At 32.0% G+C, this 16613-nt stretch carries 13 protein-coding genes; 1 reads left to right on the top strand and 12 read right to left on the bottom strand.

Annotation, left to right across the window (positions count from 1 at the left end):
* Positions 1-428: 428 nt before the first annotated feature.
* From BC961_RS12280 to BC961_RS12230, 11 genes are all read right to left on the bottom strand, one after another.
* Entirely contained in the window at positions 429-920 is a 492-nt protein-coding gene (locus tag BC961_RS12280) for a GbsR/MarR family transcriptional regulator (protein WP_121926157.1), read from the bottom strand.
* 663 nt (positions 921-1583) lie between these two features.
* The gene (locus BC961_RS12275) at positions 1584-2000 is read right to left on the bottom strand and encodes a DUF2141 domain-containing protein (protein WP_121926156.1); all 417 of its coding nucleotides are present in this window, start codon (positions 1998-2000) and stop codon (positions 1584-1586) included.
* Between the two features lie 12 nt (positions 2001-2012).
* Positions 2013-3020, bottom strand: coding sequence for an NAD-dependent epimerase/dehydratase family protein (locus BC961_RS12270; RefSeq protein WP_211331321.1), 1008 nt, complete (start codon positions 3018-3020; stop codon positions 2013-2015).
* A gap of 602 nt (positions 3021-3622) precedes the next feature.
* Entirely contained in the window at positions 3623-4069 is a 447-nt protein-coding gene (locus BC961_RS12265; RefSeq protein WP_121926155.1) for an META domain-containing protein, read from the bottom strand.
* Positions 4070-4367: 298 nt separating this feature from the next.
* Positions 4368-5036 carry a ferredoxin reductase domain-containing protein gene (locus BC961_RS12260; protein WP_121926154.1) on the bottom strand — a complete coding sequence of 223 codons (669 nt, stop codon included), beginning with the start codon at positions 5034-5036 and terminating at the stop codon, positions 4368-4370.
* Between the two features lie 683 nt (positions 5037-5719).
* Positions 5720-8143 carry a polysaccharide lyase family 8 super-sandwich domain-containing protein gene (locus tag BC961_RS12255; RefSeq protein WP_121926153.1) on the bottom strand — a complete coding sequence of 808 codons (2424 nt, stop codon included), beginning with the start codon at positions 8141-8143 and terminating at the stop codon, positions 5720-5722.
* 506 nt (positions 8144-8649) lie between these two features.
* Positions 8650-9918, bottom strand: coding sequence for an adenosylmethionine--8-amino-7-oxononanoate transaminase (gene bioA, locus BC961_RS12250; RefSeq protein ID WP_121926152.1), 1269 nt, complete (start codon positions 9916-9918; stop codon positions 8650-8652).
* The gene (gene bioB, locus BC961_RS12245) at positions 9903-10898 is read right to left on the bottom strand and encodes a biotin synthase BioB (RefSeq protein WP_121926151.1); all 996 of its coding nucleotides are present in this window, start codon (positions 10896-10898) and stop codon (positions 9903-9905) included. The genes bioA and bioB overlap by 16 nt, the downstream gene beginning before the upstream one ends.
* 4 nt (positions 10899-10902) lie before the next feature.
* Positions 10903-11523: a dethiobiotin synthase gene (gene bioD / locus BC961_RS12240; protein WP_121926150.1), complete on the bottom strand. Its 621-nt coding sequence runs from the start codon at positions 11521-11523 to the stop codon at positions 10903-10905.
* A gap of 65 nt (positions 11524-11588) precedes the next feature.
* Positions 11589-12698 (bottom strand): aminotransferase class I/II-fold pyridoxal phosphate-dependent enzyme, encoded by a 1110-nt coding sequence (locus BC961_RS12235; protein ID WP_121926149.1) that lies wholly within the window; start codon positions 12696-12698, stop codon positions 11589-11591.
* Positions 12691-13299 (bottom strand): hypothetical protein, encoded by a 609-nt coding sequence (locus BC961_RS12230; RefSeq protein ID WP_121926148.1) that lies wholly within the window; start codon positions 13297-13299, stop codon positions 12691-12693. The genes BC961_RS12235 and BC961_RS12230 overlap by 8 nt, the downstream gene beginning before the upstream one ends.
* Before the next feature lie 66 nt (positions 13300-13365).
* On the opposite strand from BC961_RS12230, the gene BC961_RS12225 reads away from it, so the two are divergent.
* On the top strand, positions 13366-14853 hold the full coding sequence (locus tag BC961_RS12225; RefSeq protein WP_121926147.1) for an aminotransferase-like domain-containing protein: 1488 nt from the start codon (positions 13366-13368) through the stop codon (positions 14851-14853).
* 416 nt (positions 14854-15269) lie between these two features.
* On the opposite strand, the gene BC961_RS12220 is transcribed toward BC961_RS12225, so the two are convergent.
* Positions 15270-16613: HAMP domain-containing sensor histidine kinase (locus tag BC961_RS12220; RefSeq protein ID WP_121926146.1), on the bottom strand; the 1344-nt coding region annotated here is incomplete at its 5' end.

The following is a 16613-nucleotide window of genomic DNA, read 5'->3' as shown; positions in this document are numbered from 1 at the left end:
CTTTAAAAATTATGCAAAATCCTGTTCTAAATTATTCTCTTTTACTATTTAAAGAGATGTTAGCCCAACTAAATCAGGCAGCTAAATGGCTTTTAAGTAAAATTATGAAAAAGATAGAAATTTACTAAACGTTATTCATCTTCTTATTATCACACCGTGAAAAAATTTAATGCTATTTTCTAATGCTTTTTTAAAACTTTGAGTTTGAACAAAGTTTTTATGACTCTAGTTAAAAAAGGCATTCGTGTGTATTTTATTTTCTTTAAATTATTCTACATTATATCAATAGTACAAATATACGATAAGTTCGTAACAAAACGAACCAAAATGATAATACATTTTATATTTAAATTTATAAAGTCTAATTTATTTAAGGTATATCTTTTTATCTACTGATGATAAGCTTACAGATTTAAAGTATAAAATTTTTATTTTTCTTTATCACTAGCACTAAAATCATCGATTTTTTTAATAGTGTCTTGAATAAGAGTTTGTTTTTTAATTAGATAATCTTGTAATATATCTCCTAAATAGTTTTCATTGGTATATTTCGCACTATGGTACTTCTTATTGTAGGTATTGATTTTATCTATTAAACGGACCTCATTTGAGATATCTTGAAAATCAACATTTAATGTTACCAATGAAAAATATTTAGCAAGTCTAAAATACCTTTTTCTGGTACCGGATTTTGTATAAAAAGAAATATAATCCAATTGCAAAAGAACGTTAACGTTTACTGAAATTGAACTTTTACTAGCTGGAACAATAGTTTGAATTTCTTCAAATGTTAGACCTTCATTCGAAGAAAGAATTAGTAAAGAATAAATTCTTGAGGCAAGAGGAGAAAGTTTTATATTGTCCTCTAGCTGTAAACCTAATTCTTCTATAAGTCTTATTTGTTCTTCAGATTCAGTCATTGTCTTTGTTTCCTGTTTTTTATAAGAGGTAAAAATACGATTACTTTAGTTAAAGATCTTATTTTATGAGTTTATAATTGTTGTTATTAAATAGCAAAAAGAAAATAGTACAAATTAGAAATCTATAACGTTACTAGAAAATAGGAAAAGACATTCTAAATTTAGAATTAACAGTTTATCCCATTTTATTAAAGCATTTAGAGATCTAAAGTCCTTTAATCCTCTATTTACGATTATTATAAATGTGTGGTGATGTGTTTTTTTATATCGAAAAGCAGCGGCAATTTATATATACAAAATTAAATAGGTAAACTATCGAGAAAACTACTGTGTTGCAAATTTTAGATGAATGCCATTTTGTAAACGCAGTTCTTTTAAGAGTTTTATTCTATTCATTTGCAGATAAGTAAAAAGCATGAAAAGTGATTATAGAAAATCAATTATATTAAAGCATTTACTCCTTGATTTTCAAAAAAAATGCCTGATTTATAAAATCATGCACTAATTTATTAGTATTTTTAAGTAGAAAGTTCATGTTCAATTCAATTCTCAATTCAATTTATTTGTAAAATAAATGATAATGCTTCACTTCAACTGAAAAAGGATTGAATTTTAGATTACTATTTACAAAGCTAATTTTAATAAAATGGATGTTATAAATATCTAATTGATCATTTTTATATTTAAGGTCTTATTCTCTATCAATTCAAACTTACAGTCCTTAAATTTAGGTGGGCCAAATTTTGGCTTAAAATTATTGGAAAAGGCATAAGATTCTTTTGGCAGTCCCATAAAATTTCTATTACATTCTTTATCCGAATTTTCGTCATGATACATTGTAACTGCATATTCGCCCTTAGGTAAATCGGTAATTGTAATAAATGCGGTATTCTTTTCTACTTTGACAGTATAATTCTTTATTGCAGATCCCTCTTTAAGAAAGTTTTTGTCTTTGTCGAAAATACCTATTATAATCTCTCCCTTCATTTTTTCAATATTGGAAATTTTAATCGTTAACTGTGGATTTTCTGCTGAAAATAAACTTGTGATGAGGCTAAAAAATATAAATAAGTTACTCATAATTTGGTATTTTTAATTAAAATAATGTTTCATTTGAATTGGATCTTGCTGTTTAAAGGCCTGATATGGTTCTGATTTTTTTAACAAAAACCATTTAACCGGTTCTTTAATTATTGAAGTGGCAATTTTTCTAACTGAAGAAACTTTTTCAGATTCCATTTTAAAATAATCATCTAAAGTGTCTTGCCTAAAATGAACTATTTCTTCTAAATCATCGCCATCAGCATAATATCCACAATGGAAATTTTTATCTGCAAACGCGTGCTCGGGAAAATTTAACTTCCCTAATCCAAAGATAGCAAAAGATCGCTCTAAAAAAACTTTATAACTAGCGCGACAACTTTCTCCTCCTCCCAAGTTAAAAATTCGCTTAGAAAGTAAATGTTGTTTCTCAATTCCATTTACAAATGCTCGGGCAGTATCTCTTGGCGTTGCTATTTCTAATGCTGTATTTAAAGGTTGGTGAAACATTAGTTTTGATATTTTGTGATTACCCATAATTGCAGCTAATCTAAATATCGTGTAATCTAATTTACTATTCCGAATGTATTCTTCGGCTGCAATTTTAGTTGTTGCATAATAATCTCCTTCACTGGGTTGCAGTTGGTCTCCAACATTAATATAAGGATCTACTATTCGATCTCCATATACAGAAATACTCGAACTAAACATCATAAAAGCTGTAGGCGAATGCTTTTCTAACTGTTTTACTAAATTTTGAGTTCCATTTAAATTTACTTTTTTAGCTAATGGTGGAAAGTCATCAGCTACTGGCGGAATTACTGCCGCTAAGTGAATTGCAAAATCTATATTTCGAATAGCATCCAAGTCATCAAAATTGCTAATATCACCAAAGACTATTGTAATTTTATCTTTGAATGGAAGTAATTTTTCGCGAGAGGCTTCACTTTCTTGATCAAAAACAGTTATAGTATATCTATCAAGAGCAAGTAATTGCTTTAATGCCTCGAAACCTACAGTTCCAGATGCTCCAGTTAGTAAAATATTTTTCTTTATCATATCTCAGGAATGCAAAACAAATGCCGAAATTTAGCAATTCATGAATTTAACAATTCTTTATAACTTTTACTTTAAACTACATTAACGTAAATATTTATAATTTTTACTCATTTTCTAGCGTAAGTTAATTAACTCTTTATCGATAAATTGAACCATTGCTGCGATTACAATAATTATATTTCTTAAACTATTTAAAATTTAATCATTACGAAATTTCTAATTTTAAAATTCTAGTATAGGATAAAGATTTAATGTAAGTGCTTAAAAGTGTAAATTTTTAGATTAAATTTTATATGATTTTTTAATATGCAAGGAACAAATTTTATAGTCTTTAAATAGTGATTAAAAATAGAATTTGTTAATGCAGTAGTACAAATAATAACAGTTTATGCATCAGAGAAATGAATCAAGCATCTAAACTAATAAAAGAAATAATTACTATTCTCTATACTTAAGATTGATCCATTTTTTTTAGTTAAATAAAATTTTGGTATCAAGCATAAAAAAAAGATCTGATATACATTTGTATACCAGATCTTTGATTTTGTTACCACGCTAAAAAAAGTTCTTTGTAGTTATTGTAGAATTCTAGAACGATTATGTTAGTTCATGTAAACTGCTTCGAAAACAGCTAAAGGAGCTCTTCTACCTACGTTCAAAGATAACACATCATTTACAATCGTGTAATTATCAGCTAATTCAAAAACTTCTAAAAGTTCACTCTCGTTTAAATCTACATCCGGACACATTTTCATTGTAACTGCAACATTTTTGAAGCTAATTCTATTTCCTTCTTCTAACGTGTATTCACCAGACAAAGAATTACATCCTGCAAATCCTGTAAGTCTATTTTCATCTGTTTTCAAAGTAATAAAGATTTCGCGCTCCTGATTTTTTTTCATCAAAACTTCTTTACCATCTAAAGTTTTTAATTTCCAATATTTCTCAGTTATCGTCTCATCTTTCGATTCTGGATTTGACTTTTTTGTTGAATTGCATCCAATAGCTATAAAAGCTAAGAATACCAGAAGTAGGCTTTTAATTTTCATAATATTTTTATTTTTAAAATAATTGCAAAGATAGCCATACTTTAAACAATGAGGACTATAGATATTTTAAAGTGAATATTTAATTAATTAAAAACTTGTAAATTAAAATGTTACGATATATTATATGAAGTTAAGTAGCAAATTTTAATATTATTTAAAATAGCTTAAATATTGTTACGTTTTCGTTGTCAATACTTTACAATAACAGCAGTGATATTAAAGAAAACGCTTTAATGATATTTTATATCAAAGTTAAATTTGAAATAGGCATCGAATAAAAATTGAAACCTAAATATTATTAATAAGACTCTTTAATGATTTTATTTTTATTTACACCAATGGATAATAAGCTTTCATCAATTGCATTCATCATTGGCGGTGGCCCACATAAGTAGTAAGTATCAGAATTTCCGTCTACATATTTTTTAATGATTTCAGTGGTGATATAACCATTTTCATATCCTTTTTTATTTTCTTCTGATAAGACATTGATAAAATTATCACCCAAAATATTTGAAAAGAATTTTTTATCAATTATATCTTCTGCCTTTTTATTAGCAAAAATTAACTTGCTGTTTCCTACCGCTCCTTTTTGTTCTAATACTTTTAGAATAGCTATAAAAGGAGTAACTCCAGCACCACCAGCGATAAAAACTCCTTCACCTTGATTTCTAATGTCCCCAAAAGCATCTTGTAGAATAATTTCGTCCCCCACTTGCGAGGATAATAATTTATTAGTAACTCTTTGTCTTGCTGGATAGGTCTTAATTGTGAATTCTAAAGTTTCATCTTCTGGTAATGAAGTAAAGGTGAAACAGCTTTTTTTATCTTCCCAATTTGGCTGATTAACTGAAATGTCTGCTGCCTGACCCGGTATGAATGAATATCCTTTTGGTTTTTCAAAAGTCACTCTCAGCACGTCGTGAGTTATCATTTCTAAATCTGTAATTTTTACTACTTTTCCCATGTTTTATTTTTTGAGTTTTGTTTTCTAAATAGTGAAAGTACAAGAGATGCGCATTCATAATTATCTTTTTAATTAAAATAATAAATTTTCTTGCACTAACGTTCTTAAAGATATTGATTTTAAACGCTTTCATCAATATTTCTATATTTTATTTAACTTTTGTTGATTTATTAAACAGTAAATTTTTTTAAATTCTTCCGAAAAAGTAATTTTTAACAATCTATAATTATTAGTAAAATACCATGGTAATTTCAGTGATAATATTGTTCAATAGTACTTTAATTTGTAGTTATTAATACTATTACGATACTTTTTAGACCTTAAAATTTATGGAAGTAAAGTTGAACATAAAATTTCTTGTAGATTTGAAGTTGAAAGTAGGCTCAAACTAAAATTGAATTACTAATACATTTTGATCATTTCAACTGCACGATTCTTAAGATCATGTCGCAACTATTCGGGCTTCTATAAGTTATACTTCAGCACCATATTTCGATAATTCCATGGAGATGTCATTAGTAGGATTTATGAACAATTCATTCACTAATTTATCATCGCTATCGCTTATTATTTTTTGCGAACATATTATGAATTCGAATTACAAATGCTTTTTACAAAAAAAGCGCTGATTTTTCAACAGCGCTTTTAATCTTTGTGATTTAAAGAATAAATTTTTGATAGATTTATAGAGTAACTGTCTGAGAAATTGGTTTTCCGCATTCTTTGCCCTGAGGCATTGCAAACGAAATAGATTTCCCATTTAAGGTTACTACAATCTCTTTCAAGTCTTTATTCATTTCAGCATCGGTAACGCTTATGATATATCCATTACTATCTTTTTCTATCAAAACAGCGCAAGGAGCTGAAACTTTCAACGTAGTTTTGCCTGCTTTCATTATCGCATTTTTCGAATAAAATACAGCACCAAAAACTTTTCCATCCATAGATTGTACCGCTTGCAAAGTTGTATCGTTATTTGTTACAACCACTGGAAGTTCAGCATCAGGATTTCCTTTCCCCATATAAACCACATAACCATAGGTATCGTTTGTCGGCTTTTGTCCGTGATCCAACCATAATTTAAAAACTTTAACAGCTTTCGGTGCGTCTGCTTTGCTTTTATTAGTGAGATTCATTTTTATCCAATCTGTTTCTTTACTCTCTAAAGTATAATTCATTTTCTTCGAGAACTCAGGCAATAGGGTATAGGCAAACTTATTTTTTTGCTTAATCCAGATTGGTTTTTTATCGGCTAAAATAGAACCCATGTTTCCAGAAAGTGATTTTTCTTTTCCATTTTGTATTAAAGTGATCTCATTTTCCCATGCTGTTTGGTCAATAGTAGTGCGAATAGTTCCAACGAAATCAGGTTTGTTGTTCGTTACTCCAGCGCCAAGCGCTACCATGTAATCACCTATAATAAACCATGATTTATTTGCTTTCACACCATACAATACTTCGTTAGTAAGGGTAAGAGCTTTACCATTTTTATCCTTTTTATCATATGTATTATTTTTTTCGAAAATGAAACCAGAAGCACTATTTACTCCACCACTAGTTGTTGCTGCTGCAAAATTGTGTAAACTATTATATCCTTCCCAATTAGTAACAGGTGTAAGTTTTTCCATGCCTTCTCTAGCCGTTACTCCTGGCGATGCGGTTACATCATAAGCACCAAAAATAGATTTGTATTCATAACCAGTTCTTTGGAATAATGTCAATCCATCAGCAGTGTAAAAATTATAATTATCAGCAGTATTATCAGCACTTTCTAAACCAGAACATCTGCTAGAAGCCATATTAACGATGAGGTGATAATCATCAGTTTTCTTTATTAAATCATCATTATTAAAAAACCAGCGCGTGCCGTTATACATCCCCGCAGGATAATCTTTCATTTGGATGTTTTTTGTTTGAGCTTCTTTTTTTAATTGTGTTAATTCTTTTAATTCCGCTGTAGTCAGCACGTTACTATAGTTACTGATCAAATTGTTTACAATACTTATATAAGAGATAACACTCGTTTTATTATCATAAACCATTGAACCACGATCAAGACACGGCAGTATATATCCTTTATAGTAATAGAAATTACCACCTCGTATAAAATTTAGTAAAGCATCAACGTTTTCGCGATCGATATTCTTATTAAACGGAGTATCTTTTAGTAAATTCAGTATTCCAAATATTCCATTGGAGCCATGAATTGGATATCCCCAAATCAAACACTGTCTACCGTGTCCCCATCCTGCGCCATCTGCGGTCATGCCTTCATTCCAAAAATCAGTTTCATTTGTATTTTGCGCAGTATTGCTAAGTCCACCCGCTGCTACCTCTGCTAGTAATTCAATCATTGGTACCGATTTATACATTACAGCAACAGGCATTACTGCACGGTAACCAGACCAACCTCCTAATCCATTTCCACCGACCCACCAAACGTGATGTCTAAAGCGTTCTATTTGTACAACATTATTATCTGTAGCATCTTTGCGCAGTGGTTGTGTCCATGATTGTAATGCCGTAACTTTTAGCATGTCACAGGCTTCTTTTAATAATGGATTTTTCTCTTGTCCACTTTCAATAGCGTCCATTTGCTTTAAAAAACTAAAGTAAATGCTAACTGCCGAAGACGGAATACTAAAACAAGAATCGTGAAAACGATGTACATAGTTAGATCTACTAATTTCTAAATTACCATAATAAATAATAGATTTTAGATAGGAAGGCGTTAGCGCTACTTCTGCAGTTACTTCACCACGTCTAACAGATACTGCAATTTTAGCTAGTCTTTTATAAGCTTCAGCAACAGTACTTGCGACGTTTCTTTCTTTATCGATTAAATCCTTGAATGCACCATTTTCTTGAATTAATTCGCTACACTCTTTCCAACTTAATTTTACGCTGCCTATCCTACCATCTACTTCAGTTGAGGTAGCATAATGCGCTCTTAATTTTTCAATTGCTTGATCTTTCTCTGGCTCATTTACTTTTGGGTTGTAATATTTATAATAATTATCAAAAGCCCATTTGCGTGGTTCTGATTGCGCAAAAACTTGAGCTGATGCTACTAGTAATATTAGAATGTAGTAGACGTTTTTTTTCATTTTTTTTATTTTTTTTTTGCTAACACTTTTCTCTTCTCAAGAACCATGCATTTTTTAAATTATTGGCTATGTGATAAGCTAATTTTTTTGCTTTCAAAGCGGTAATGTCGAGATACTAAAGTATAATAAGTCTTGAATGTGAATTATTGGAATAATAACTTTTATAGGTTTCGCTAATTAAGTCAAAATTTTAATATAAATATTGAAATTAGAGTGATTTTTAGACTCTTTCTTACTAATGTAACGTATCATTTTTTCGACAATCTAATTATAACAAAATACTTTTGCTTTAGGTAAAAAATTTACTTCTAAGAATAAAAAACCCTAACAGATATTTGAGTTTTGTTTAATTACATATAAAATTTGCAAAACACCTTATAAAAGATTCAGCGAACTAGTTGGTTTTGCACATCTCTCTTTCGCCTTAATCAACTCCACACTAAGTGAAATTCAAAAGTATCTTAAAAAGCAAAAAGCTACTAGATTTCCCGATAGCTTTTTGCTTTTCACAACTCCAATGCCTTTAAAATAGTTTGATAAATATATCGTAAATCTGCAGTTGAAATACAATAAGGAGGAACCAAATAGAGAATATTCCCCAATGGCCGCAGTATAATGCCCTGACTCAAAAAATATGGATAGAGTCGTTCGTGCTGTTTGTTGAAATAAGAAGTTTCCTGTGTTATCTCTAGCTCTAAGGCCAGAATAGTTCCTCGTTGACGAACATTTTTTATGTTGGGATGTAAAGCTAATTCTTTTGCAAATTTTTTATGCTCATTGTAAATTCGCTGTATGTCTTCCTGCGTTTCTTCTTTTAATAGCAATTCCATACTGGCTAATGCAGCGGTGCAAGCTAATGGATTTGCAGTGAACGAATGTCCGTGAAATAAAGTTTTGTATGCATCGTCGGAATAAAAAGAATCAAAAATTACATTTGAACAAGTTGTAATTCCCAACGGAAAAGTGCCGCCAGTCAATCCTTTGGAGAAACACATGATATCTGGTTGTTCTATTAAATAATCTGTCGCAAATAATTTTCCAGTTCGGCCGAAACCAACAAAAATTTCATCCTGAATCATTAGGAGATTCTTTGAACGGCAGTATTTCATTAAAGCGCTCAAATCCTCGGGTTCATGCATTAACATTCCGGCAGCTCCTTGTACAAGAGGCTCATATATAAAACAAGCCAATTGGTCTAGGTGTTCATCAATGATTTCATTTATTTCCGGAAGATTTTCTTTTGTTGGTACATCGATAAAAATAACTTCAAAAAGCATTTCGCCAAAAGGCTGCGTCCAAATACTTCGGCTGCTGACCGACATCGCACCAAAGGTATCACCATGATATGAATTGTTAAAAGCTAAAATCTTGGTCTTTTTTAAACCTTTGTTGTGTGCATATTGAATGCACATTTTTAAAGCTACTTCAACAGCGGTAGAACCATTGTCAGTATAGAAAACTTTGTTTTGATTTTCCGGCAATAACTTCAATAGGTTTTCTGAAAGTTGTACGGCGGGTTCGTGGGTAAAACCTGCAAAAATAACTTGTTCTAAAACATGCAACTGTTCAGAAACTTTTTCTGCAATATAGGGATGAGCATGGCCGTGGAGCGTCACCCACCAAGATGAAACGGCATCGATGTATCGATTTCCTTTATCATCAAAAAGATAAGCTCCTTTACCTCTAACAATCGGAATGATGTCAGAGGCGGTTTTCATTTGGGTATAAGGATGCCAGTTTACTGCTTTGTCCCTTTCTTTTAAATCGTTGTACATGAAGATTGTCTTTCTTTAATCATTGGTTTTAATCCCAAGTTGTTAAACATTTCCATATCTTCTGTAAGGCCAGGATTTGGGGTAACCAATAAGGTTTCGCGTTCTCCTGTAAAAATAGAATTGGCTCCAGCCATAAAACACCAAGCTTGTTCTTCTTCCGTCATTTCAATTCTTCCCGCACTTAAGCGGACAACTGAAGCTGGCATGATGATTCTTGCAGTAGCAATCATTCTTACCATATCCCAAATAGCGACTTTTGGAAGATCTTCAAGAGGTGTTCCTTTCACTCTTGCTAATGCATTTACGGGAACGGATTCCGGATGTTTAGGCATCGTTGCCAAAGTCAGTAACATAGAAATTCGGTCAATATGTTTTTCACCCAAACCGATGATTCCGCCAGAACAAACAGTGATTCCTGCTTTTCTTACGTTGTTGATGGTATTGATGCGATTGTCAAATTTTCGGGTAGAAATAATTTCATCATAATATTCTTCTGAAGTATCTAAATTGTGATTATAGGCGTAAAGTCCAGCTTCCTGTAATCTCAAAGCCTGCTCTTCAGTAAGCATTCCTAATGTACAACACACTTCAAGACCTAACTCATTTACTCCTTTTACCATATCAATGATGCGATCAAAATCTCTGTTATCACGAACTTCACGCCATGCCGCCGCCATACAGAATCGGGATGATCCTCCGTCTTTTGCTTTTTGTGCATGAGCAATTACAGTTTCTGTTGGTAACAATGCCTGTACTTTAATATCGGTATGATATCGTGCTGCCTGTCCGCAATAAGAACAATCTTCGGGACATCCACCTGTTTTTACAGAAAGTAAGGTGCAGACTTGTATTTCTGAATGTTTGTGCCATTGACGATGAACGGTTGCAGCCTGGTAAACCAGTTCTAGTACCGGTTGATGGTAAATGGTATTAATTTCTTCTTTAGTCCAGTCGTTTCTTAATTTTTTTGTTTTTTGCATAATGTTAGGTGTTTTTTAAATTGTTAGCGATTTCTCTGATGGTGTTAGTATCGATTATTTCTAATTTTGGAATATTTAAAATAGTTGTGTCTTCATCAAGAAATTTTTTAATGACCCGATAAGTATCTTCATCAAAAGTTCCATTAAAAATGAAGTAGGCTAGTGGTATATTATTTTTCCGTAAGGTTTCAATTGATAATAAAGTATGATTGATACATCCCAAATAGTCATTAGCGACCAGAACTACCGGTAACTTTAATTTTTTGATAAGGTCCAGCATGAAAACTTCATCGGAAAGCGGAACCCACAACCCACCGGCTCCTTCTACAATCAAATGATTTTCAGTTTCTGGTAATTCAAAATCTTCTAACTCTATCGAGATGTTTTCTTGTGCTGCTGATTTATGGGGTGAAGCGGCCAATTCAAAACGGTGTCTTTCTGGATGGATTTTAATTTGATCATTAACGAAACCCTGAACAAGCATGCTGTCAGTTTTGTCTAAATCTCCGGATTGGATGGGTTTCCAGTAATCTGCTTTTAAATGTTCGACAAGTATAGCGGAACAAATCGTTTTGCCGATTCCAGTATCGATTCCGGTTACGAATAATTTTATTGGAGAATTCATTTTTTAAGTAATTGTTTGATTTTTTTAAACCACAAAAGGCACAAAAGTTTTTGGTCTTATCTGAGTTAAATAAATTCCTTGATAATTTTAGTTAATTGATCAATTTCTTCTTTTGAATTAAAAGAATGCAGGCAAATCCGCAATCGTTCTTCGCCTTCCTTTACGGTTGGAGCAACCGCGGCAAAAGTTAAAAATCCTTTGTTTTCTAAATGCTGTTGTGCTCTTTTTGCTGATGAAACATTCGCCATTGGTACAATCTGAATCGGACTTTGAGGATCTGAAAGTGTAGGCAGATTACTCTTTCTAAATTCACTGATGTTTTCCTGTAAATTTTGATTTAAAATTGAATTGTTTTCCAGAAAATGATATCCCTTTTTGATACTCATTGCATGCAAATCATTGCTGCCTGTCGTATAAATAACGGGAGAGGAAAAATTGACCAAATAACAAATCATTGTTTGATTTCCCAATATCGCTGCTCCGTGCATTCCCAAAGCCTTCCCATAAGTTACTATCGTGGCAAATACTTTTTTATGTAAGTTTTTTTGAGCCACTATACCATATCCGAAAACTCCGAATGCGTGTGCTTCATCAACAATTAAAGCAGCGTTGTATTTTTCAGCAAGCACTGCCAGTTTTTCTAAAGGCGCAAAATCACCTTCCATGGAATATAAACTTTCAACCGCTATAAAACGGTTTCCGTTTGCCTCTTTCAATAGTTTTTCTAAATGCTCTAAATCGTTGTGTTTAAATTTTAGTGATTTTGCATTTGACAATCTTAGGCCGTCACGAACTGATCGGTGAATGCATTCATCCATCAAAACTATATCTCCACGTTGAGGTATGGCCGAAAGTAAAGCAAGATTTGCGAGGTATGCCGAAGGTAAGAGTAAGGCGCTTTCAACCATGTGCTTATTTGCTATAAAAGCTTCAACTTCCATAGTGAAATTTGAATTACCACTGATTAATCTTGATCCTGTAGCCCCTTTTAAAAGCTGAGGTTGTTGATTAATTTCCTGTAAAACGATTTCTTGGAATGGTACATTTTGTGCCATTCCCAAATAATCATTGGAATAAAAATCAACACCTTCTTTCTTGTGTTTTAACGATCTTAATACATTTTCGGTATTTCGCTTTTCTAAACTGTCTTTAAGTTTTGATAAAGTGTTAAGCATTGGTAATCTCTTTTTCAATGTAAGCGATCCAGTTATCAAAAAGTTTGTGTTCTAAAGTCAGAATAGAAGTAGCGTACTTTTCCCAATCCGGATGAAAGGTTTTTAGTTGCTGAATCATTTCTTCAAGATGACCTTCTTCTTCTAGTATGATTGATTTCACCATTACTTTACTTTCTTTTTCAGTAAGCACTTGCTGGTATTGAGGATACAATTCGTCGGCACGTACTTCAATCGCATAGGTCACAAACAGATAGGCCGCATATTTCAATTCCTCTCCTGATAATTGAAAATTTTCTTTCAGATAGCGACAGGTTTGAATGTCTAATAACTGTAAATAGTAACGGGTCGCTTTAGCAGCGAGGAGTTCATCATTATCATAGTTTGAACAAATTTGAGAATTGATTTTGCCAATTTGCTTTTTTAAATAATAAGCGTGGCGGTGTTCTTCTGCGGCATGTTTAAGCTGGATTATATTCACTTTTGTGGGATGCTCGCATAAAGAGATTTTCCTAGCGCCAGCATTTTCCATAAAGGATAAGGTATTTAACCATTTTGCATGCAATTCATTATTATTTACAAGTTGTTGAAGTAATTTGTACATCTTATTTTTTTATTGTGCCAAAAGTATTATCTTTCCGGTCAATCAAATGGTGCCACTTTTTGTATTATGGGTAGTCCGGTTTTAATTCCTTTTCAAAGTTTTATAATTATCGATCGTGATTCGGCCACTTCCGTGTATATGCAAATTGCAAATCAACTCATCAATGCTGTTCAACGTGGATATCTTATAAAAGGGACAAAATTGCCTGGAACACGGGTGCTAAGTGAAATTCTGGAAGTACACCGCAAAACTATCGTTGCAGTTTATGATGAACTGGATTCTCAAGGTTGGGTAGAAACTCGACCAAATAAAGGAACATTTGTTCTGAGTAGAAATGATAGTAAACCCAGCCATTTTCAACCTTTGGCACAAAATAAGCTAGCCACTTATCCAGGAAATACTGGTTATTCTTTTAAAAAATCAAGTTTACTGGATAATCCATTTGAGCACTCAAAATGTGAATATATATTTAATGATGGAACGCCAGATATAAGATTGACTCAAATTGAGCATTTATCTCGATTGTACAGTTCGAGCATGAAACGTAGAAGCAATCGCCGTAAACTGGGATATTACAATCAGGACGGAAGTGAATACTTTAAAGAAAATCTTTCCAATTTTCTCAACTTATCCCGAGGACTGCATATTTCTAAAAATAATTTACTTATTACCAGAAGTACTGAAATGAGTGTTTATATTATTTCTGAAATTTTACTGGCTGCAAATGATATAGTACTTGTGGCTTCATTAAGTTATTTTTCTGTGAATATGATTTTTCAGAAATCAGGTGCTCGAATTCTTCAGGTCCCTATTGATAACGAAGGGATTCAGGTTGATGCTGTTCGGGATTTGTGCGGAAAACATCGTGTGAGAATGCTATATCTTACGCCACATCACCATTACCCCACAACTGTTACATTGAGCGCACAACGCAGAATTGAACTTTTGGAGTTGGCGAATGAATTTGGATTTGTGATCTTAGAAGATGATTACGATTATGATTTTCATTATGATAAAAGTGCTGTATTGCCTTTGGCAAGTGCAGATACCAACGGAATGGTCATTTATGTTGGTTCGTTTGGTAAATCTTTAGCGCCTGGATTTAGAACTGGCTTTATAGTTGCTCCCGAGAATTTGATGGATGAAATGCGAAAGTATTTAGGGATTATTGACCGACAAGGCGATGTCTTGATGGAGCAAGTTTTAGGAGAAATGATTGATGAAGGCGAAATTCACAGGCATCTAAAAAAATCAATAAAAGTTTACCATCAACGAAGAGATACTTTTACAGCACTTTTAGAGAACAACTTCAAAGACTATTTGCAATTTAAAAAACCATCGGGAGGTTTGGCAGTTTGGGCAGAATGGCAGTTGCCTATAAATCTTCTACAGTTAAGTACTAGTTGTGCAAAGGATAACCTATTTATTCCTAAAACATTACTGTATCAAAATCGTCAGTTAAGTGCAATGCGTCTTGGATTTGGACATCTAGACGAAGCCGAAATGCAACATAGCGTTGCTATTTTATTGCATCATGTGAAAAAATTTTCTTGAATATCTTTTTGGGATAAAGTTTAAAAGAAAATTTTCAAGGTTGAAATGTAGTAACGTGTTTTGCAAATGTTGCTCATATTTTCAGTATAAAGCATAAAAAAACGACATTTTACTGGTATTTTTTGCATTTTTTAGTGACCTTGACTACACAGTTGACAAATCATTTTATACAAGATCTAAAGAAATTAGCTGTTTGGAATCCATTATAAAAAGTAAAAACCTGCCTCTATCAAAAGTAAATTTTCACCAGTTTTTTTAGATAGTCCACATTATAAGATTGCTATGGAAAATATGTTTTTTAGTTGGAGAGAGAAACTTGATTGTTAAAAAAATAATTGAATTAAATATTTCAGTTTTCAAATAAAATAAGAGGGAAATTTTAGTCATTTTTTTTACTGAAAAATTTCATAATGTGATCAACAAACAGCATTTAGTCGGATACTAAAAGTACTTCCTAAGCCAAGCTCACTTTGCACTCCAATTATACCATTTTGTGCTTCAATAAATTCTTTGCTAATAGCTAATCCTAAACCAGTTCCTAATTTATGACTTCCTGGAATCTGGAAATATTTATCGAAAACTCTATTCTTATAGTGATCATCAATCCCTTTACCTCTGTCAATAACTTCAAAAAGTATTGTGCTATTCTCTTTTTTTACTTTGATAATAATTTTACTATTTTCAGAGGAGTAAGTGATGGCATTTGTTAAAAAGTTAATGAGAACCCAAGCTGTTTTATCGTTATCTGCCTTTACAAAAGGTAAGTTTTCCTCGGCATCGATTATTATATTTATTGCTTTTTGGTCGGCTTTTACTTTTGCAGCTGCTATGGCATAGTTTACTATTTCGTATGGATTGCTGTTTTCTATGGTTAGATGTATGTTTCCCGTTTCTACTTGAGATAAATCTAATAATTCTCCGGTAATTTTCAGCAATCTTTCGCTATCTTCTTTGATACTTGTAATTAATTGTTTTTGATCCTCATTCATCTTTCCAGTATCTTCTTTCTCAAGAATTTGCAAACTCATTTTTATCGAAGAAATAGGTGTTTTTAATTCATGAGAAACCGTAGCTATAAAATTAGTTTTTGCAAAATCAAGTTCTTTAAAAACAGTAATATTTCTTAGAATGATTACATCGCCAATATCAATTGTTTGATCTTCACCCGTTGGTTTAATGGTAATATTCACAATTTCTTTCTCGAAATAACTTTCGATGTTATCTGCAAATATTTTCATTGGTTCTGCTTTTTGCTTGTCGTTTTGAAGCGTACTTACGATCAATGATTTCAATAAATCGTTCTTCAATGCAAGAGTAGTAGCTAATTCTCCCACAACTTCTTCGGACTTTAGTCCGATAATTTTCAAAGCTTCATTATTTACAAATAGTATTGTTCCTGAATTGTCTAATCCAATAATAGGATCGTGCATATTATTGATCAGAGTTTCTAATCTTTTTTTCTCAAATGATAATTTGTGTAAGTTACTGCTACTATATTCTTGTAATTTCTCCGCCATTGAATTAAATGATTTTGCCAAATCTCCAAATTCATTATGGTTCATAAAATGTACTCGTTGCGAATAATTTTTGTTTGCAATTTCCTTGATACTATCTGTAAGTTCTCTAATAGGATTGGCGATATTATTAGGTAAATTCACTAATAAATTAAAAGCAATCAAGAAACATAACGTTCCTGTAATAGCAATCCATAAGTTGGCCGTTTCAGCAGTATGAGTTGCCACATCGCTTTTTTGCTTAAT

The organism is Flavobacterium weaverense, assembly GCF_003688495.1.
In the GTDB taxonomy this organism is placed as follows: domain Bacteria; phylum Bacteroidota; class Bacteroidia; order Flavobacteriales; family Flavobacteriaceae; genus Flavobacterium; species Flavobacterium weaverense.
Note: the sequence above shows the minus strand (reverse complement) of the source record. Positions and strands in the feature narration are given on the sequence as shown.

Bases quoted from the DNA above. Each gene is read 5' to 3' on its own strand.
- BC961_RS12280 (WP_121926157.1), bottom strand. From the start codon at position 920: ATGACTGAATCTGAAGAACAAATAAGACTTATAGAAGAATTAGGTTTA.
- BC961_RS12275 (WP_121926156.1), bottom strand. From the start codon at position 2,000: ATGAGTAACTTATTTATATTTTTTAGCCTCATCACAAGTTTATTTTCA.
- BC961_RS12270 (WP_211331321.1), bottom strand. From the start codon at position 3,020: ATGATAAAGAAAAATATTTTACTAACTGGAGCATCTGGAACTGTAGGT.
- BC961_RS12265 (WP_121926155.1), bottom strand. From the start codon at position 4,069: ATGAAAATTAAAAGCCTACTTCTGGTATTCTTAGCTTTTATAGCTATT.
- BC961_RS12260 (WP_121926154.1), bottom strand. From the start codon at position 5,036: ATGGGAAAAGTAGTAAAAATTACAGATTTAGAAATGATAACTCACGAC.
- BC961_RS12255 (WP_121926153.1), bottom strand. From the start codon at position 8,143: ATGAAAAAAAACGTCTACTACATTCTAATATTACTAGTAGCATCAGCT.
- bioA (WP_121926152.1), bottom strand. From the start codon at position 9,918: ATGTACAACGATTTAAAAGAAAGGGACAAAGCAGTAAACTGGCATCCT.
- bioB (WP_121926151.1), bottom strand. From the start codon at position 10,898: ATGCAAAAAACAAAAAAATTAAGAAACGACTGGACTAAAGAAGAAATT.
- bioD (WP_121926150.1), bottom strand. From the start codon at position 11,523: ATGAATTCTCCAATAAAATTATTCGTAACCGGAATCGATACTGGAATC.
- BC961_RS12235 (WP_121926149.1), bottom strand. From the start codon at position 12,698: ATGCTTAACACTTTATCAAAACTTAAAGACAGTTTAGAAAAGCGAAAT.
- BC961_RS12230 (WP_121926148.1), bottom strand. From the start codon at position 13,299: ATGTACAAATTACTTCAACAACTTGTAAATAATAATGAATTGCATGCA.
- BC961_RS12225 (WP_121926147.1), top strand. From the start codon at position 13,366: ATGGGTAGTCCGGTTTTAATTCCTTTTCAAAGTTTTATAATTATCGAT.